The following is a 19902-nucleotide window of genomic DNA, read 5'->3' as shown; positions in this document are numbered from 1 at the left end:
AACTCAGGCGCAGATATTGAAGCGGTTTAAACTTATTTTTTAAAAGACACATATACAGGCTACGTAAATAAGCATAACGTTCATTTCATTATTCATGATCTTGTTCATCGCCGTCACCATTTTTCTGAAGAAACCTCCGATCCTGAACGGAATCTCCCGCACCCTTACATTTTTAGGATTCTTACTAGTTCGCTAGGCTAAAAAAATTATATTTGCCGAATTCAAAAATTACTATGAGCAATAACTTCAACCCTGATAAGCAACATACCTTAAAAAGAGCCGTCAATATTAGCGGCACCGGTCTTCACACCGGTATTTTAGCTGATGTGACGCTGAAGCCCGCCAACGCAGGCTTCGGATACCAGTTTCAAAGGGTTGATCTGCCTAACAGACCTGTGATCAAAGCAGACTGTGATTTAGTGACCGATACGAGCCGCGGAACCACTTTAGAAGCCAACGGCGCAAAAGTGAGCACCGTTGAGCATTTGCTGGCGGCGCTGGTAGGCATGGGTGTGGATAATTGCCTGATAGAGATCAATGGCCCCGAAGTCCCCATCATGGATGGTAGCTCGATGCCGTTCATAGAGATTATTGAAGAAGCAGGCGTGGAAGAGCAGGATGCTGCCAAGGTTTGGTATTCAATCGACGAGAATCTGTACCTGACTGACGAAGAGAAGCGCGTGGAAATGGTGATCATGCCTGCAAGAGAATACCAGATCACGACGCTGATCGATTTCAATTCGCCGGTGCTGGGCACCCAGCATGCGGAGCTGAAGACGATGCGGAATTTCAAGGAGAAGATCTCCACCTGTCGCACGTTTTGTTTTTTACACGAATTAGAAATGCTGCTCGATCACAACCTGATCAAGGGCGGTGACGTCAACAATGCGATCGTGGTAGTTGATAAGCCGGTGGGAGAAGCGGAGCTCGACCGCCTGAAAAAGATCTTTAAAAAAGAAGATATCGAAGTAAAAAGCGAAGGCTATCTGAATAACCTGGAACTGAGATTTCCTAACGAACCCGCGCGCCACAAGCTGCTGGATGTGGTAGGTGATCTGGCTCTGATCGGTTACCCCGTAAAAGGCCGCGTTCTGGCCAACCGTCCGGGACACAGTACCAACGTGGCTTTTGCGAAGATCATAAAGAAACACATCAAGGCGAACAAGCATATCAAAGACATACCTAACTATGACCCTGCGGTTCCGCCTGTTTACGACCTTCAGTATATTGAAAAAACCTTACCACACCGCTTCCCGTTCCTGCTGGTCGATAAGATCATCGAACTTACGGATGAAAAGATCCTGGGAATCAAAAATGTGACTTTCAATGAGTGGTTCTTCCAGGGGCATTTTCCCGGTAACCCGGTTATGCCGGGCGTGTTGCAGATCGAAGCGCTTGCTCAATGCGGCGGCATATTAGCGATCAACCTGGCGGGAGAAGGGCAATATGATACTTACTTCTTAAAGATCGATAACTGTAAGTTCAAACAAATGGTGAAACCCGGCGACACGATGATCCTGAAAATGGAACTGGCTGCACCGATCCGCCGGGGTATCTGCGAAATGAGGGGAACGGTTTATGTCGGCAATAAAGTTGCGACAGAAGCGGACCTTGTAGCGCAGATCGTAAAGCGATAATTTCTCAGTTATAGACGGTATCTTTGGAACACTACCGGTAATGCCAGCCTGAAGGGTGGTGCCTGCAAGTGCGTCCTGCGTACAGGAACCCCGTCAATAATCTGCTTGTAACCTAAAAATATAGGATCATGAAACACAAAACCCAACTGCTGATTTTTTTGATGTTATGCTCTTTTGTCGCCTGTAAAAAGGAAAAGACCGGTAATAATCCAAGAACGCAATTTTTCGGCCTATGGGTAGAAAGCAGCCTGAAAAACGATACGATCCTGGTCTCCGAAGGAGAGGCAAGTGGCATAGCAGGACCGATGCTGTTCCTGACGTCTAAAGGAAAAGCGACGGTGCCTTTTTCTTTCAGATTCAATAATGCGCAGGATACTATTATCCTGACAGAGTTGACGGCCAGCTCCACTACCCGTCAAGATCTTCCGTACAAGATCAGCATTTCTGACAAGAAAATGTCGATCAATAAGTTTCACCCTTATCTGCCGGATGGCAGTCCCCTGGATTTTTTCAAAGTGAGGTAAGCTCCTGGTTGTCCTTCCTCATCAGATGAAGCTGCACCACCTTTTCAAACTCTTCAATAATATAAGGCTTGGTGATCACCTCCGCCATGCCTGCTTTTTGGGCACGCTCAATCACATTATTGTAGCTGAGCGCCGTAAGGGCAATCACTGAGACTTGTTGATTGCGTTGCTTCAGCGCCGCGGTGGTTTCAAAGCCATCCATGTCCGGCATGTTCAAATCCATAAGGACCAGGTCAAAATCCTGTCGTTCAAACGCCGCGATGGCTTTCCGGCCGCTGTCGGTGGTGGTCACCTCTATATGAGGGGAAATGCCTTCAATGACCTTTCGGGTGATCGTTAGATTGAGCGCGTTGTCGTCCACGATAAGCACTTTCCGGCGTGTGTCAATGCCAACCACATTGTCGCCGCGTTCTTCGTTTCTCAGATCTGTGCTTCCGGGAAGCAGGTTCAGTTGGAAACGGAAATGAGTGCCTTCGCCCGGGCGCGATCGCACAAGAAGTTCAGAGTCGTAATATCCCAGCAACTGCTGCACCATGGTCAATCCCAACCCGCTGCCTGACTGAAGATGTTTCAGGTTTTTATCCTTTTCGTAAGGAGCAAAGTGTGAAATGTCTTCGGTATAATTAAGGCCCAATCCTTCATCTTTAATGTCGAATTGTAACAAAAAGCCCTTGATCGACCGGGATACTTCTGTAATGCTTATTGCCACGGTAGAGCCGTAATTGGAGAACTTGATGGCGTTATAGATCAGGTTGATCAGGATCTGGTTGAGTACTACCTTGTCGATCATAAACACCTGGTCGCCGGGTGGCAGCGTGTCCTCGTAATGAAGATGGATCGATTTTTCGCGGGCAAATACGCCAACAGAATTGCAGATATGCTCCATTTGCGTGTCAATATTGACAGCCACCGCGTTCAGCTTCCTGGTGTCCATGCTGTACCGGCTTACCCGCAGCACGTTATCGATCAGCATCGATATGTGCTGTGCTGTTATTCTTAGCGAGTCAAAATACTGCCTCTTCTTCTCAGGGTTGGTTTCCTCATCGATCATTTTTGTCAGGCCGCTGATGCCGTAGACCGGGGTGCGCAGCTCGTGGCTTACCAGTTCAAAGAATTGTCTCCGCTCTTCATCATAATTGAGCAGCTCCTCATTTTTCCTGACCAGCTCGTTGTTGATAAATTTGATCCTTTTCTGGCTTTTGGAATAATAGATCACGAAGGCAGAGAGTATGAGACAGACGATAAAAGTACCGCCGGCCATCAGCCGGTAAGCGCCCAATAAAGTTCTTTCTTTCTTAGACATTTCTGCTTTGTAAGCGATCTTGTCTTCGTCTTTCGCTGCCTGATACAACAGGTGGCCATCCACCGCCAGGCGCTTTTCATATTCCCGCAGCGCCAGGTATTTTTCATTATCAGCTTTTGCATATAGCAAGGCGGCAGAATCGTACACGCCCTGCTGGAAATAATACTTCGCCTGGTAGTTCAATAAAAACGAATTGATCCGGTGCAGGCTGTAGATCGGTTCGCCGGTCACTTCATACGATTTCCTGAGCGAGTCCACCGTCATGCCGAGGAAGGTCCGATAACCCTGTTCCCTGATCTCTGCTGAAGGATTTTTGATTTTAGACAAGCCGTTGTAAAGGCGTAGCTGGTACAGCAGCATCTTCCTGAAATCGTCAGCCGGAACTTCTTTTTGATAGGTGAGCGAACCGATATCTACATTTTTTACCAAAGGAATAACTGCTTCGGTAAAAAGATACATACTGTCAAAGCGCTGCAGCTCGAAATACTTCAGGACATTAAGCAGGTAATTTTTAAAAATCGTTTCCGTTTTATATTTTGCTGAGAGCGCCTGTGCAGCGGAATACAGGCTGTCAAAAGCGCGGTAGTTTTTCCCTTTCAGGTATACACGCAATAGCTTGTGCTGTAAAAGATTGATCTTAAGTTCGTTGCTGTCTCCCACGTAGGACAGAGACTTTTTATAATAGTCTTTACTGATCTCGTAGTTTCCGAGTTGTTCATACAGGCAGCCGATCGCGTTGCAGCCGATCGCTACGGCGGCGTAGTCTTTTCTTTGTAGTGACGCTTCAATGCTTTGCTCGATGATCTTCTTGGTATGAAGTACTGAGTCTTTCTCCAGGAGTATTCGCAGGTAATTATTCTCAAACGGATAAACTGCGTTCGGCAAGGCCGGAGTTTGTGCCAAAGCGTTGACGGTACAAGCGAAGCACAGGAGATAAACAACAAAGGTCCTCAAAGGAAGCATGATCCGAGTTTCGTTCAGATGTATCAATATATTCTAAGTTTTGGCCTGTCAGATTCAAAATAAAGTTATAGTATTTTTTTTATCCACCTATAAACAATTGCTTTTTATATTTTTGTAGTAGCTTCCGCTGGTAGGACGAAACGGACCGCGGGGTGCTGCAAGCATAAAAATTAGATGCTGAACGGCTTTTCTGATAATGGGGCTGTATATCTTCAAAACTGACTAATGAATACCAAAAAGTTAATTTTCCTGATCGTATTATTGGGATCGCTGTGGGTGGCCTGGGAAATCAAGAGCTACCTTCAATTCGTAAAAAAAGAAAAATTCGTCTTGGTGGTTCCCAAAAGCGCGTATTCCATGTTGACGATCGTTGCTTCAGAAAAAGGCTTTTTCAGCCAGCATGATATCGATTTGAGGATCGACTATGTAGACGCTGGCTACGATGCAGTAGAGTATCTTAAAGATGGTAAAGCCGATTTTGCTACGCTCACCGATCCGAATGTGGCATTGCTCGGACTGAGCCGGTCTCCTGCCAAGGTGCTGTGCACATTAGAGAAAAGTTATAACGTGGCGATCCTGGCGAGAACGGACCAGGGCATCCTGACGCCGGAGGATCTGAAAGGCAAGCGCATCGGGCTCGTGCCGGGATCCAGCGCGCAGGTTTTCATGGAAAAGTTTCTAAACAAATATGGTTTGGGTAAGAAAGATGTCCAGCTCAAAACCATGTCCCTGCTTCAATTGCAAACAGAATTGATCAATGGAACAGAAGTAGATGCCGTCGTTTTGTGGGAGCCCTATGTGCGAAAGATGAAAGCGATCCTGAGAGACGAGATCGTCGCCTTTGAAGACCCGGCTATTTTCCCCGGCTACACCAATCTGGTGGGCCGATCCTCTTTTCTTGAGAAAAATGAGGAGTCAGTACACAATCTCCTGCGTGCTTACATTGATGCAGAATTGTTCGCGAGGCTACACAAGCAGGAAAGTGTGGATCTTGTCGCCAGTGCGTTAAAGATCGACCGCGGAGCTGTGGAAAGTCAATGGGATGAACACCTGTTCAAGGTACAGCTCAACAAGGAGCTGCTCGATGCCATTATTGGCGAGGCATATTGGGCAATCGTCCACCGGGACGCTTACCGGAACACCACCTTGCCTGACTACAGCACCTACTTTGCGCCGGGGTACCTTCGTGAAGTGTATAAAGACCGGGTTTCCTGGTAGTTGTGATGCGGCTTTCAGGGCATAGGGCGAGGATTTCAACACCCTCGATGAGATATCAACATTTGGCCTAAAGAACCCCTACCTGTGCTCATTTTTCCGTAAATTTGCCCATTGCCGAAACGGCATCATTTCGTGTGAATATTTATTATTGAATTTAGCCACACCGTATGTCCGATTGATTGTAAATGAGTAAAATGATTCCAGGACATGCGTGTACTTTTTAAACATTATGAGCGAAGAAATTAAGGAAGTAGCAGCGGTAGAAAAACCCGCATATGGCGCAGACAGTATACAGGTGTTGGAGGGGTTGGAGGCTGTGCGCAAACGTCCTGCCATGTACATCGGCGATATCGGTGTTAAAGGATTGCACCACCTGGTATACGAGGTGGTAGACAACTCGATCGATGAGGCCCTCGCCGGACACTGTAAGAACATTGACGTAACCATTCATGAGGACAACTCTATTTCAGTCCAGGATGACGGACGGGGTATCCCAACCGGTATCAACAAAAAAGAGAATAAGTCGGCGCTCGAGATCGTAATGACCGTGTTACACGCCGGTGGTAAGTTCGACAAGGACAGCTATAAAGTGTCAGGCGGTCTGCACGGGGTAGGGGTAAGTTGCGTAAACGCGCTCAGTACCAAAATGATCACAACCGTACAAAGGGAAGGGAAGGTCTTCGAGCAGGAGTACCGGATCGGTGTTCCGCAATACGATGTAAGGGAAGTGGGGATATCCGACAAAACGGGTACCCATCAGCATTTCTGGCCGGATACTTCTATATTCACTGCAACAGAATACAAGTTCGACATACTGGAAGGCCGTTTGCGCGAATTGTCTTATCTGAACAAAGGCATTCGTATATCCCTGACCGACCTGCGTGAGAAAAACGAGAATGGAGAGATCCTTTCCAAAATCTTTTTCAGCGAAGGAGGTATTACCGAATTCGTGGAAATGCTTGACAAGAGCGCCGGTCGCACGCCTTTGATTCCAAACGTGTTGAGCGTAGAAGGCCACGACGAAAATACCAATGTGGCAGTAGAGGTAGCACTTACCTACAATGATTCTTACAGCGAGCATATTTACTCTTACGTAAACAACATCAACACCATTGAGGGCGGTACACACGTAACTGGTTTCCGCCAGGCACTGACCCGCGTGTTCAAAACCTACGGTGATAAAAACGGCCTGTTCGAAAAAGCAAAGGTTTCGATAGAAGGGGATGACTTCCGGGAAGGACTTAGTGCCATCATATCCGTAAAAGTGCCCGAACCTCAGTTTGAAGGGCAGACCAAGACCAAGCTGGGTAACAGCGAGGTGAGTGGTGTGGTGCAGACCACGCTGGCGCGCGCGCTTGAGGTATTCCTCGAAGAAAACCCTAAAGATGCCAAGAACATTATCAACAAAGTGATCCTGGCCGCCCAGGCGAGGGCCGCAGCCCGTAAAGCGAGAGACCTGGTGCAGCGGAAATCCGTTTTGAGCGGCGGCGGCTTACCCGGTAAGCTGGCAGACTGTTCAGACAGAGATCCCGAGCGTTGCGAGTTGTACCTGGTGGAGGGAGACTCGGCAGGTGGAACGGCCAAACAAGGCCGAGATCGTTCTTTCCAGGCCATTCTGCCATTAAGAGGTAAGATCCTCAACGTAGAGAAAGCCATGGAGCACAAGATCTACGAAAACGAGGAGATACGCAATATCTACACCGCATTGGGTGTGACGGTCGGTACTCCGGAAGATCCGAAAGCACTCAATCTTACGAAACTCCGTTATCATAAACTGATCATCATGACGGATGCCGATGTGGACGGAAGCCACATCGCCACACTGATCCTGACTTTCGTGTACCGCTACATGAAAGAATTGGTAGAGCAGGGCTATGTATACATAGCACAGCCGCCTTTGTATCTCGTTAAAAAAGGTAAGGAATCTGCTTATGCCTATAACGAAGAGCAACGCAAGGCACTGGTCGAAAAGCTCGGCGCGGGCCGCGAAGAGTCGGTAGGTATACAACGATACAAAGGTCTGGGTGAGATGAACGCCGAGCAGCTTTGGGAAACGACCATGGATCCGGATCGCCGCACATTGAAACAGGTTACCATCGAAAGTGCAGCAGAAGCCGATCGCGTCTTCAGCATGCTGATGGGCGACGAAGTGGCGCCCAGACGCGACTTTATCGAGACCAACGCCAAGTACGCTAAATTGGATATCTGATCCGGCATTAGTCCCGTTTCAGGTATTCCCTGATATATTGCTCCAGCTTCATCTCCAATGGTGAAGCTGGATTTTTGTTTTCAGCAAGAAATTTTTTGTAGTAAACAGAGGCCTTCGGTTTATTCTTTTGATCGTCATACACTTTCCCCGCAAGATAGAGATCCACCGGGTCATGGAAAATATAATAGGAAGTATCTATTTCGCGAACTGCTTTTGAATAAAGCTTCATAGCTGCGTAATTATCTGCTTTCGCCCGAAAATAGGTGATTGCCTGATCCTGCAGGTTCACCATGATGCATTCATCCAGCAGCTGGTTACTGCGGACATAATCTCCTTTTTCGCTATAACATAAAGCCAGGCAATACGTGATGTGCTCGGCCGCCAGGTTGTTTTTATTCATCCAATTACAAAGGGCGATGCTTTGGTCGGTCTTCTTGGTGTTGAGATAGGCATAAGCCAGGTACATGCAAGGATAGAAGGATATCGCGGAATCTCTCAACAGGCGCTCTCCCCAGATGATCACGTCCTTGTACGCCTTTTTATGATGACTCATGGCGATCTTCTTCTGGATCACATCCAGGTTCGAAGTGTCCGCCGCCAGGAAATCATCAATGATCTTTGCTGCTAAGGTATCTTGTTTATTTCGCTCCAGCGCTGTGGCGTATAACACCGCGTTGCGGCCCACTGTTGGTTGTAGCCTGAATGCTTTTTCGAAACACAGGAACGACGAATCGTATTCCCGCAGAACGTTCCACGCCAGTCCGCACCGTTGCCACAACTTATATTTTCCCGGTTCAAGCGCCAGTAATTGCCGGTAATGAATAATAGCACTATCCTCGGTTTTCAACAACAGGTTATCATAAATGGTAGCCAGAAATAAGTTAGCATGGTAATCCGTCGGCTCCCGTTCATAGATCTTTCGGTAAGCATTGCGGGCTTCTCTGGGCATTTCCATCATGTAGTAGCAGTAGCCCACATCCATCAGGTAGGCTTTATTGTAATCATTGACGGGTTGGCTTTTTAACCAGTTCAGGCCATTCTCAAAATCCATTTCCTGGAAATAGGATATTATTTTTGTGCGATCATAGACATGGGTTGTGCCAACGCGGTTATCATAAGCAGAAGCAGCGCCGTGGAAGTCAGTATTTTAAGCATAGTAGTAATTTGACAGGTTTTAAACAGATGATAAATATAACTAAAAAGTTAGTTATAAATGTGGATTTAAAATATTTATCTGGCGCTTTTTATCTGAAATCCCTTAATTTCAATTTTTCTTAACCCAAAAATAATAGCTATGGCAGATGCAACTCTTACAGCTTACAACGTAAAAACAAAAGAAAAGAATGTTCCTATTCAGGATGCAGTGGTATCAAGAACGGCGAAAGGCGGCTATATCGCAAAAGGTCATGATGGAAAGGGTAATAAACTTACGGCCCTTTTAGGAGAAGAAAAAGCATTAGCTGCGATTAAAGCAGGTGTTGCTAAGCAAGACTGGTAATCTTCTAACATTTTTATATGCAGCCCGGCAAGACTTTGCCGGGTTTTTTGTTTTAAGGATGGAATATTTTAGAACCTCCCTGTCCTTTCTTACTAAATGCGGTCAAGCGATAACGTTTGCGTAAATAAAGTGGTGTGCAATTGCCTTCCTGAATTTCTATTCTGCATACCTTGTATGCCTAATCGATTGCCAATGAATAAAATTGTTAGTTTGTTGCTGTTGCTTGCCCTGTGCACACCGGGCGTTTATGGGCAACAGCAGCAGCGCCTCCCTCAGATCGCTGAAACCCAATTTAAAAATGTAACCTTTGATATTACCCGGTATGGTGCAATTGGAAACGGGCATCAGCTCAATACCCAGGCCATTCAATCAGCGATAGATGAATGCCATGCAAAAGGCGGCGGCATCGTAAAAGTACCTGCGGGGCTCTGGGTTACCGGTCCCATCGTGCTGAAAAGTAATGTCAACCTCAACATCGCTTTGGGCGCTACTTTGCTGTTTACCAAAGATAAAAGTCAGTATCCGTTGGTAAAGGCCAACTGGGAAGGTTTTGAACAAATGCGGAACCAGTCGCCCATTTCAGCCGAGGGAGCAACCAACATAGCCATCACCGGCAAGGGGATTGTCGATGGAAACGGAGATGTGTGGCGGGCAGTCAAAAAGTCCAAGTTAACAGACGGACAATGGAAAGCGCTCCTGGCCTCCGGCGGTGTGCTTAACGAACAAAAAGATATCTGGATGCCTTCCGAAAGTTTTGCCAAAGGGCAATCCATCAAAGACGCCGGCCGGTTATCGCCCGACAGGGATGCCGCCTACTTCCGGTCAGTGAAAGATTTTTTAAGACCCAACCTCGTCGTGTTCACCAGGTGCGACAGGGTCTTGCTGGAAGGCGTTACTTTTCAGAATTCACCGGCCTGGTGTTTACACCCCCTCATGAGCAGCAATATTACTGTCAGAAATATTTTTGTAAAAAATCCCTGGTATGCACAAAACGGAGACGGGATCGATCTGGAAAGCTGCAGCAATACTTTGATTGAAAACAGTGTATTCGATGTAGGCGATGACGGACTATGTATGAAGAGTGGACGCGACGCTGATGGCCGCGAACGTGGCATGCCTACCAAAGATGTGATCATCCGCGGCTGCACCGTCTACGCGTCCCACGGCGGTTTTGTAGTCGGCAGCGAGATGAGTGGTGGTGTCAATAATGTGTATGTAAGCAACTGCACATTCATTGGAAGCGACATCGGTCTGCGGTTCAAAACTACGCGCGGCCGCGGGGGGGTGGTAGAGAATATTTTTATCAGCGATATCTACATGAAAGACATCCCCGGTGATGCTATCCTGTTTGATATGTACTACATGGGCAAAGATCCTGTGCCGCAGCATGGTGAAAAGCGCGAACTACCTAAAGTAGAAGTGTTGCCGGTGGATGAAACCACACCTGTTTTCCGAAATATCCATATCAGTAATGTATACTGCAATAGCGCCAAAAAAGCGGTCTTCATTCGCGGTCTGCCTGAAATGCATGTCAAAAACATTGCGATCAAAAACTCCGTATTCCAGTCAGATTACGGCGTGGATATTCAGGAAGCCAGTAATATCCTGTTGTCCGACGTCAAAGTATTCAGCAAGCATACCGCACCGGTTATTGATATTATTAATAGCGATAGCATTGTCGTGAAAAGATTTGATTACAGCAGCAATACTGAAGTGTTGATGCGTGTTGCCGGTGAAAGAACAAAAGCCATTGTTATGAAAGATACCGACTATGGCAAGGCCGGTAAAAAGCTGCAGGCAGAATTAGGTGCATCAGAAAAAACAATCGTATTGAAATAAGAACAGGCCGCTTCCCCGAAGAAAGCGCTGTACACTGCAAGAAAATAATTAGCATGAAGCAACTGTTGATCATTATCATCGCCCTCACGTCGCTCAAAGCGAACGCCCAGCAATTGCCCTATTCCCAACAACTGGCTTTGACAGCCATGCACATGTGGCCCGACTCTTTCAGCGCCGGACCTGGAAGCCGTGCCCGCTGGAGCTACGACCAGGGCGTCATCCTGAAAGGAATTGAAGGCATCTGGCAGGCAACAGGTGATGCCAGATGGTTTAAATACATCGAACACAGCATGGACCATTATGTGCGGGAAGATGGGTCTATCAAGGATTATGATGCGGATCATTATAACATTGATCATCTGAACAATGGGAAGGCGCTGTTGACGATCTACCGCGTAACCGGCAAACAGAAATATAAAAAAGCCGTGCAACTGTTAAGGAAGCAGCTGCTTACACATCCAAGAACAAAGGAAGGCGGATTTTGGCATAAGCAGATCTATCCCTGGCAGATGTGGCTCGACGGGCTCTACATGGGCCAACCTTTTTATGCGGAATATGCGCAGGTCTTTGGCGAAGACACCATCTTCAATGATGTCGCCAGGCAATTTGTGCTCATGGAAAAAAACAGCCGGGATCCTAAAACCGGTTTATTATACCATGGCTATGACGAGGCGCGTGAGCAACAATGGGCCGATAAGAAGACTGGTAAGTCGCCCCACTTCTGGGCGCGCGCTTTGGGTTGGTATGGCGTAGCCATGGTGGATGCGCTGGATTATTTCCCCCAGGATCATCCCGGCCGGCAGCAGATCATCGATATCCTCAAGCGCTTTGCTACCGCCGTAGTGAAAGTACAGGACAGGAAAACAGGCATGTGGTACGATATCGTTGATCTGCCGGATAGAAAACCGAATTACCTGGAATCATCCGCAACAGCAATGCTCTCTTACACTTTGGCAAAAGGGGCCAGGAAGGGATATCTCGCTGCCAGCTATGCCGCCAGCGCCAAAAAAGCGTTTGATGGTTTGGTAAAATACCAGATCACCCAAGACAGCGAAGGCTTCACCAACCTCGAAGGAACGGTAACGGTCTCCGGATTAGGCGGAAAACCTTATCGCGATGGCAGCTTTGATTATTACATGAGCGAGAAAGTAAAGCAAAACGATCCTAAAGGCATGGGCGCTTTTATTTTAGCCGCCAACGAGGTGGAAATGATGTCGCAACTTGCGGCGGGAAAAGGCAAAACCATCATGCTCGATAATTATTTTAATAATGAATGGCAGAAGGGGCCCGGTGGTCAGCAGCAGCCCTTTCATTATGTTTGGGAAGAGCGGGGCAACAATGGCTTTTATTTTTTAGGAAATATATTCGAGCGCCATGGAGCCACATTAGAAACACTGAAGACGGCGCCTGCAAAAGCTGCTCTTTCAAAAGCATCGGTGTATATAATTGTAGATGCCGACACGGAAAAAGAAACATCCAATCCAAATTATATGACTGCCGCATATGCCAGCAACATTGCTGGTTGGGTTAAAGCCGGTGGCGTGTTGGTATTGTTGGGCAATAATTCTGTCAATGCAGAACAAAAGCACATCAATTTACTGGCCGAAAAGTTTGGTATCAGGTTCAACGGAGATGATCAGTTAATGGTAAAAGGAAGTAACTATGAACAAGGTGCCGTAACGATCGGGGCCGGTAACCCCATTTTCAAAACAGCTAAAAAAATATACATCAAGGAGATCAGCTCGTTGCAGGTGTCAGCTCCCGCCAAGACGGTATTGGAAAAAGGTTTTAACGTGATGGCTACTGCCAGCTATGGTAAAGGGATGGTGTTCGTGCTGGGTGATCCCTGGATCTATAATGAATATGTAGACGGAAGAAAGCTTCCGGCGGTATACGAAAATTTCGCAGCTGCAACAGATTGGGTACAGTGGCTGCTTCGCCATGCGGTGGTGAAGTAATTAAAATTGGTCATTTTAAAAAGAGGCGATACTATAAATTTCTATCTTAGCAACAAAAGTTTTAATATGAAAAAAATGTGGATTTCATTTGCTGCGATTGCTTTGATAGGTATGGGCACCTCTTGCGGACAAACCGCTTCCATGTCCCCTAAAGAGACTGCTTCAGGCGGTAGTTCTGCTAAGACTGTCTTGCTCGACAACTTTTTTAATAATGAGGTAAAACAGGAAAATGGCCAGCAGGTAAAGTGGCATTATCTCTGGAGCGACAGCAGCATGGGTGGGTTTTCCCAGCTGGGCACCTTGTTCACCAACCACGGAGCCAGGTTAGAAACGCTGACGGACGCGCCTACAGCAGAAAACCTCGAAAAGGCTGCGATCTATATCATCGCCGATCCGGACAATGAAAAAGAAACCGCTGCGCCTCAATTCATGAATGAGGCATATGCGGGCGTTATTGCCGACTGGGTAAATAAGGGCGGCGTGCTCGTGCTCTTTGGCAACGATTCCAGCAACTGCGAGCTTGACCGGTTCAATATCCTGGCGGAAAAGTTTGGTATTCGTTTCAATAAGGACAATCGTCTCGTAGTGCAGGATCCCCATTTCGAGCAGGGCGAAGTAAAGATCAATGATGGCAACCCCATATTCAAGACGGCAAAAAACATTTATATAAAGGGAATCACCTCTGTAAGCGCCACTGCGCCGGCAGAAATCATTCTCAAGACAGACGAATTCGATGTGATGGCTGTCGCCAGGCATGGTAAAGGCACCGTGTTGGCGCTCGGCGATCCCTGGATTTACAATGAGTATATCGGGCACGCAAGGCTGCCGGAGCAGTTTGAGAACGACAAGGCTTCGGCAAATTGGGTCAAATGGTTGCTCGATACGGCCCAACCTACCAAGTAATTTTTTCTCCTCAATATGAAACCTTTAAATAAGACGACAGTAGACAAGCCGGCATACCCGGTAAAGATCATGCAATTCGGAGAGGGCAATTTTCTCCGCGCTTTTGTAGATTGGATGATAGAGAAAGCCAATAATGACGGTATTTTAAATCATGGCATCGCACTGGTGCAGCCAATTGGCGGCAGCGAAGGCATCAAAGAAATATTCGAACAGCAAGACTGCTTATATCATGTATATCTCGAAGGGATCCGCGATAAAAAGCCGGTCAAAGAAGTGACGCTCATAAAGTCTGTCGCCGACATTATCAATCCTTACAAAGAATATAAAAAATATGAAGCGCTGTTCCTGAGCGAGGAGCTGGAGATTATTATATCCAACACGACCGAAGCCGGCATCCGCTATGAAGAGGGAGACGATCTGAACGCGGAACCACCGAAATCCTTCCCGGCTAAAATGACAGCGCTGTTGCACAAACGTTTTCAAAAATTCAATGGAGATCCTTCCAGGGGCTTGCAGATCGTTTGTTGTGAGCTGATCGAAGACAATGGCTCCACGCTGCGTGAGTATGTACTGCAGCACGCTGCGGCCAATCATCTCGGGGCAGCTTTTGAAAGCTGGATCCAGTCTGCCTGCAGCTTCTACGACACCCTGGTAGACCGCATTGTACCTGGATTTCCAAAAGAAACCATTGGAGAGATCAGGGAAGAAATCGGGTTCGACGACAATCTGGTCGTGAAAGGAGAATACTTCCATGTGTGGGCGATAGGGGGCGACAGCATTATCAGGGAAAAACTTCCTTTGGACAAAGCCGGCCTCAATGTTTTGTTTATGGATGATATCCGCCCGTTCCGTGCAAAGAAAGTGCGCATACTCAATGGTGCGCACACCGCCATGGTTCCTGTTGCGCTCCAGATGGGATGCGAAACAGTAATGGACGCTTTCAATACACCGGAAATAGAACAGTTCATCAATCGCATGGTGGCTGAAGAAGTCCTGCCGGGCATCGGAGAAGATCCGGAAGAATTAAAGGCCTTCGCCGCGAAGATCCTCGAGCGCTTCTATAACCCCTATCTGAAACATTATTTAAAGGATATTTCGCTCAACTCTTTGTCAAAATGGGAAACAAGAGATTTTCCTACCGTGGCAGACAATTATCACAGGCTGGGTAAGCAGGCCAAACTGACCACTTTCTCTTTCGCCGCGTTATTAGTTTTGTACAGCGGTAAATCTGAAGTATCTTTTGCGCCCAATGATACACCGGAATTTGTGACATTGATCCGGTCGGGCTTCAACCCGGATGACATAGAAGGTTGGGTGAAAGGTATTGTCAGCAACGACAGCATCTGGACGGTGCCGCTGAGCAGCGTACCGGGTTTCGCAGAAGCAGTGGCACAGCAGGTGAAGAGTATATTAGCAAACGGAATGAAAAAAGCAATCACTGAAATCTTAAAATAACAACAATCTCAAAAACTCCCCTTTCCTCCTATAACTGTGGGTGGTAAGGGGTACGAAAGCTAAAAATTAAATCATGCTTCCACCTTCTTTCCTTCGGAATGTTTGAGGAAGCGACGTAAATCTGCAACAATGGCCGAGTTAGTATTAAAAGTACATCCCGACGACAACGTGATCGTCGCATTAAAAGACCTTAAGAAAGGGCAAACTATAAAATATAAAGACGAGGAGTTTGTATTACAGGACGATGTAAATGCAAAGCATAAGTTTTTCACCAGCGACATGCAGGCCGGTGACGAAATCATCATGTACGGTGTGTTGGTCGGAAAGGCCCAGCATTTTATTCCCAGGGGTGGCGTAATGAATACAGAGAATACCAAACACGCTGCAGATCCTTTTGAATATCGTCCCTACAACTACCAGTGGACACCCCCTGATGTGTCCAGATTTCAGGGGCGCACTTTCAACGGCTATCACCGCAAAGACGGGCGTGTCGGCACTGCCAACTACTGGTTGTTCATGCCCACGGTCTTCTGTGAAAACAGGAATCTTGACGTGATCCGCGAAGCCTTGCACAACGAGCTCGGTTATGCGGTAACAGATAAGTATAAAAAATATACACATCACCTGGTAGAAGCTTATAAAAAAGGCGAGGACGTTGAAAACATTAACCTGGCGCCTGCTGCACAAAGCGTAACCGGCGACAGGCTGTTCAAAAATATTGACGGTATTAAGTTTTTGAACCACCAGGGTGGCTGCGGCGGTACCCGCCAGGACGCCGGTGTGTTAGGTAAATTATTAGCGGCCTATGCAGACCATCCCAACGTGGCGGGTATCACGATCTTAAGCCTGGGCTGCCAGAATCTGCAGACAAACCAATTGCTCGAAGAGATCAAATTGCGCAACCCGGATTTTGACAAGCCCTTGCTGGTTTTCGAGCAGCAGCAATCGCAGAGCGAAGAGCAGTTGATCAGCGATGCGATCAAAAAGACTTTTGAAGGATTGGTAGAAGCCAATAAGATCGAGCGTCAGCCTGCTCCGTTGTCAGAGCTGGTGCTGGGCGTGAAATGTGGTGGCAGTGATGGTTTCAGCGGCATCAGCGCCAATCCTGCAGTAGGTTACACGAGCGACCTGCTCGCTGCTTTAGGAGGTAAAGTATTGCTCGCTGAGTTTCCGGAACTGTGCGGGGCCGAGCAAAACCTGATCGATCGCACGATTGACGAAGACAAAGCCAGGAAGTTCATTCATCTGATGACGACCTACAACAGCCAGGCCGAGGCCGTAGGATCCGGCTTTTACATGAACCCCTCTCCGGGAAATATTAAAGACGGACTAATCACCGATGCCATCAAAAGCACCGGTGCAGCAAAAAAAGGCGGTACTTCGCCTGTCGTAGATGTACTCGATTATACGGAACCGGCTGTGAAGCCCGGACTGAACCTGGTTTGCACGCCCGGCAACGATGTCGAAGCTACAACTGGTAAAGCAGCTTCTGGTGCAACATTGATCCTGTTCACCACCGGATTAGGCACACCAACAGGTAATCCTGTTTGTCCGACCATTAAAGTGTCTACCAATAATATATTGACCAAACGCATGAGTGATATCATCGATATCAATTGCGGACCGGTAGTCGAAGGTGAAAAGACCATCGAACAAATGGGAGAAGATATTCTGGAATATTGTATCAAAGCGGCAAGCGGGGAAGTTATTCCAAAAGCAGTATTGCTCAATCAGGATGATTTTATCCCATGGAAACGCGGCGTTAGTTTGTAGTAGTCCTTAAAGGCGCTTCTTTGGAGCGGTTTTGGGAGATTCGCAGGCCGGAAAGCTGTGTCCCCCAACAGGCTATCGTAGAGACGATGGATTCACTCGCCTCTCTTTAGAGACGGGCCGGGTGTAAGGTCGTTTCAAACGTTTGAATAGGGATAAGTGGTCCTGCTTGAATGGGTTATGAGATTTTCTAACTATTTTTCACCCATTGCCTGAAGCATTGCTTGCATCTGCTCTTGCCGCAGGCCAAAGCGCATCACTTAATTTTTAAATTTTTCTCTTTCCATAACAAAGGGATTAATGTATCATCACAAATGGCTAAAAAATTTTTAGACGACAACTTTTTGTTAGAAAGCAGTACGGCGCAAACGCTCTACCATGAGTATGCCAAGGCAATGCCGATCATCGATTACCATTGCCACTTGCCTCCGGATCAGATTGCGGACGATAAACGATTTGATAACCTGACACAGATCTGGCTGTACGGCGATCACTACAAATGGCGCGCGATGCGGACCAACGGAGTAGATGAAAGCTATTGCACCGGCACCAGAAGCGATTATGAGAAGTTTCAGAAATGGGCAGAAACCGTCCCTTACACCATGCGCAATCCGCTTTACCACTGGACCCACATGGAACTGCAGCGATACTTCGATATACAGGACGTTCTCGATGCCGGTTCTGCAAAAAAGATATACGATGAATGTACCGCCCGCCTGCAGACCCCGGAATACAGCGTAAGGAACCTGCTGCGGAAGATGAATGTCAAAACGGTTTGTACCACCGACGACCCGGTAGATTCTCTCGAACATCATCAAAGGATCAAGAACGATGGATTTGAGATACCGATCGTTCCGGCCTGGAGGCCCGACAACGCAATGAATATTGCCAGTGCAGCCAACTTCGTATCCTATGTCAGGAAGCTGGAAGCCGCGTCCGACGTTACTATTGTGTTCTTCAAAGATTTTATTGACGCACTTAAAAAGCGCCATGACTTTTTCGCCTCCATGGGATGTACGGTTTCCGATCACGGGCTGGAACAGATCTATGCAGCGGACTATACAGAGCACGAGATTCACGAAATTTTCGATAAAGTATACGGTGGTCATGATGTGTCTGCCGAAGACCAGGACAAATTCCGCTCTGCCATGCTCGTCTATTTCGCCGAATGGGACCATGAAAAAGGCTGGGTACAGCAATACCATCTCGGTGCGATCAGGAATAATAATTTGAAAGCAATGCGTGTGTTAGGACCTGATACCGGCTGGGATTCCATCGGCGATTTTCCGCAGGCGCGCGCGCTATCCAAATTCCTGGGAGGTTTGATCGGTCGCGACAAATTAACCAAGACCATTTTGTACAACCTGAACCCCGCAGACAATGAGCTCATGGCTACTATGATCGGCAATTTCAACGATGGTTCTGCACCCGGAAAGATCCAATGGGGATCAGGCTGGTGGTTCTTAGATCAGAAAGATGGGATGATCAGACAAATGAATGCACTGTCCAACATGGGATTATTAAGTAAGTTTGTGGGCATGCTTACAGATTCCCGGAGCTTCCTGTCCTTTCCCCGGCATGAATACTTCAGAAGGATACTTTGTAACCTATTTGGCAGCGATGTCGAAAATGGAGAATTGCCTGCCAATATAGAATGGATCGGCCAGATCGTGCAAGACATATGTTTCAATAATGCTAATAAATATTTTGGATTTGGATTGAAGTAAAGAAGGTTAACGAGTTGAAAGGTTAACAAGTAGACAAGGAAGTGACGCACTCTTTGCTTGGATTGATCCAATTCGCAATCCGCATCCAATCCATTTTAATTCACGCTAATTATGAGTTTAAATTATTTTGACTTATCAGGCAAAACAGCTTTGATCACCGGCGGCAACAAAGGGATCGGGGCAGGTATGGCCCTGGGACTGGCACAGGCCGGTGCAGATGTTATCGTCGCTTCGCGCAGTGTAGAAGCAGGTTCTGAGATCGAGCAGGAAGTGACCCGGCTGGGCCGCAATTTCAAATCATATAAGATGGATGCGGCTGACCGCAACAGTGTGTATGATTTCGTAAAGCAGGTATTAAGCGAAAATCCCAGGATCGATATTTTGGTGAACAATGCGGGAACCATTATGCGCAAGCCCGTGGCCGAGCATCCCGACGAATGGTGGGACAATGTATTATCCATCAATCTCGATACCCCCTTCATTTTAGCGCGCGAGTTGGGCAAACACATGCTCGAACACGGAAAGGGAAAGATCATTTTCACCTGCTCCTTGCTGACTTTCCAGGGAGGCATCACGGTTCCTGGCTATGCAGCCAGCAAAGGCGCTTTAGCCAGCGTAATAAAAGCGATGAGTAACGAGTGGGCTGCCAAAGGCGTAAATGTAAATGGTATCGCACCGGGTTATATCGCAACAGATAACACGCAGGCCCTGCGCGAAGACGCTGAGAGGAGCGCTTCTATTTTAAGTAGAATTCCTGCCGGACGTTGGGGAACGCCCGAAGATTTCGCGGGCCCCGCGATATTCCTGGCTTCTGACGCTTCCAACTATGTAAACGGAGAAATATTAGTAGTAGACGGCGGATGGATGGGCAGGTAATAATGAATGTGGAAACCAAAAT

At 47.3% G+C, this 19902-nt stretch carries 14 protein-coding genes; 12 read left to right on the top strand and 2 right to left on the bottom strand.

Annotated elements, in window-relative coordinates; translation table 11 throughout:
- Nucleotides 1-212 precede the first annotated feature (212 nt).
- Nucleotides 213-1637, top strand: coding sequence for a bifunctional UDP-3-O-[3-hydroxymyristoyl] N-acetylglucosamine deacetylase/3-hydroxyacyl-ACP dehydratase (locus ACU37H_RS07205; RefSeq protein WP_472702207.1), 1425 nt, complete (start codon nt 213-215; stop codon nt 1635-1637).
- 128 nt (nt 1638-1765) lie between these two features.
- Nucleotides 1766-2161: a hypothetical protein gene (locus tag ACU37H_RS07200; protein WP_472702208.1), complete on the top strand. Its 396-nt coding sequence runs from the start codon at nt 1766-1768 to the stop codon at nt 2159-2161.
- Here ACU37H_RS07200 and ACU37H_RS07195 read toward each other — a convergent pair.
- Nucleotides 2148-4427 carry a hybrid sensor histidine kinase/response regulator gene (locus ACU37H_RS07195; protein ID WP_472702209.1) on the bottom strand — a complete coding sequence of 760 codons (2280 nt, stop codon included), beginning with the start codon at nt 4425-4427 and terminating at the stop codon, nt 2148-2150. The two genes, ACU37H_RS07200 and ACU37H_RS07195, sit on opposite strands and share 14 nt — an antisense overlap.
- A 225-nt stretch (nt 4428-4652) precedes the next feature.
- Here ACU37H_RS07195 and ACU37H_RS07190 point away from each other — a divergent pair, with 225 nt between their 5' ends.
- Both ACU37H_RS07190 and gyrB read left to right on the top strand, forming a co-directional pair.
- Nucleotides 4653-5645, top strand: coding sequence for an ABC transporter substrate-binding protein (locus ACU37H_RS07190; RefSeq protein ID WP_472702211.1), 993 nt, complete (start codon nt 4653-4655; stop codon nt 5643-5645).
- A 229-nt stretch (nt 5646-5874) separates the two neighbouring features.
- Nucleotides 5875-7854: a DNA topoisomerase (ATP-hydrolyzing) subunit B gene (gyrB, locus tag ACU37H_RS07185; protein WP_472702212.1), complete on the top strand. Its 1980-nt coding sequence runs from the start codon at nt 5875-5877 to the stop codon at nt 7852-7854.
- A 7-nt stretch (nt 7855-7861) separates the two neighbouring features.
- Here the strand turns inward: gyrB and ACU37H_RS07180 are convergent, their stop codons facing one another.
- A complete protein-coding gene (locus ACU37H_RS07180) occupies nt 7862-8905 on the bottom strand; it encodes a tetratricopeptide repeat protein (RefSeq protein WP_472702213.1) in 1044 nt (347 codons plus the stop codon).
- Between the two features lie 243 nt (nt 8906-9148).
- Here ACU37H_RS07180 and ACU37H_RS07175 point away from each other — a divergent pair, with 243 nt between their 5' ends.
- The 8 genes from ACU37H_RS07175 (at nt 9149) to ACU37H_RS07140 (ending at nt 19880) form a co-directional block, all read left to right on the top strand.
- Nucleotides 9149-9352, top strand: coding sequence for a hypothetical protein (locus ACU37H_RS07175; RefSeq protein WP_472702214.1), 204 nt, complete (start codon nt 9149-9151; stop codon nt 9350-9352).
- Between the two features lie 192 nt (nt 9353-9544).
- Nucleotides 9545-11191: a glycoside hydrolase family 28 protein gene (locus ACU37H_RS07170; protein WP_472702215.1), complete on the top strand. Its 1647-nt coding sequence runs from the start codon at nt 9545-9547 to the stop codon at nt 11189-11191.
- Nucleotides 11192-11244: 53 nt separating this feature from the next.
- Nucleotides 11245-13149, top strand: a complete 1905-nt coding sequence (locus tag ACU37H_RS07165) for a glycoside hydrolase family 88 protein (RefSeq protein WP_472702216.1) — start codon at nt 11245-11247, stop codon at nt 13147-13149.
- Nucleotides 13150-13215: 66 nt separating this feature from the next.
- Entirely contained in the window at nt 13216-14052 is an 837-nt protein-coding gene (locus tag ACU37H_RS07160) for a DUF4350 domain-containing protein (RefSeq protein WP_472702217.1), read from the top strand.
- 15 nt (nt 14053-14067) lie between these two features.
- A complete protein-coding gene (locus tag ACU37H_RS07155; RefSeq protein ID WP_472702218.1) occupies nt 14068-15507 on the top strand; it encodes a tagaturonate reductase in 1440 nt (479 codons plus the stop codon).
- 129 nt (nt 15508-15636) lie between these two features.
- Nucleotides 15637-17280 carry a UxaA family hydrolase gene (locus ACU37H_RS07150; protein ID WP_472702219.1) on the top strand — a complete coding sequence of 548 codons (1644 nt, stop codon included), beginning with the start codon at nt 15637-15639 and terminating at the stop codon, nt 17278-17280.
- Between the two features lie 311 nt (nt 17281-17591).
- Nucleotides 17592-19004, top strand: a complete 1413-nt coding sequence (gene uxaC / locus ACU37H_RS07145) for a glucuronate isomerase (RefSeq protein ID WP_472702220.1) — start codon at nt 17592-17594, stop codon at nt 19002-19004.
- Between the two features lie 111 nt (nt 19005-19115).
- Nucleotides 19116-19880, top strand: a complete 765-nt coding sequence (locus ACU37H_RS07140; protein WP_472702221.1) for an SDR family oxidoreductase — start codon at nt 19116-19118, stop codon at nt 19878-19880.
- Nucleotides 19881-19902 lie beyond the last annotated feature (22 nt).

This window comes from Niabella sp. ZPM-14, from assembly GCF_055693045.2.
The sequence above is the reverse complement of the archived record's forward strand: the minus strand, read 5'-3'. Positions and strand labels throughout refer to the sequence as shown.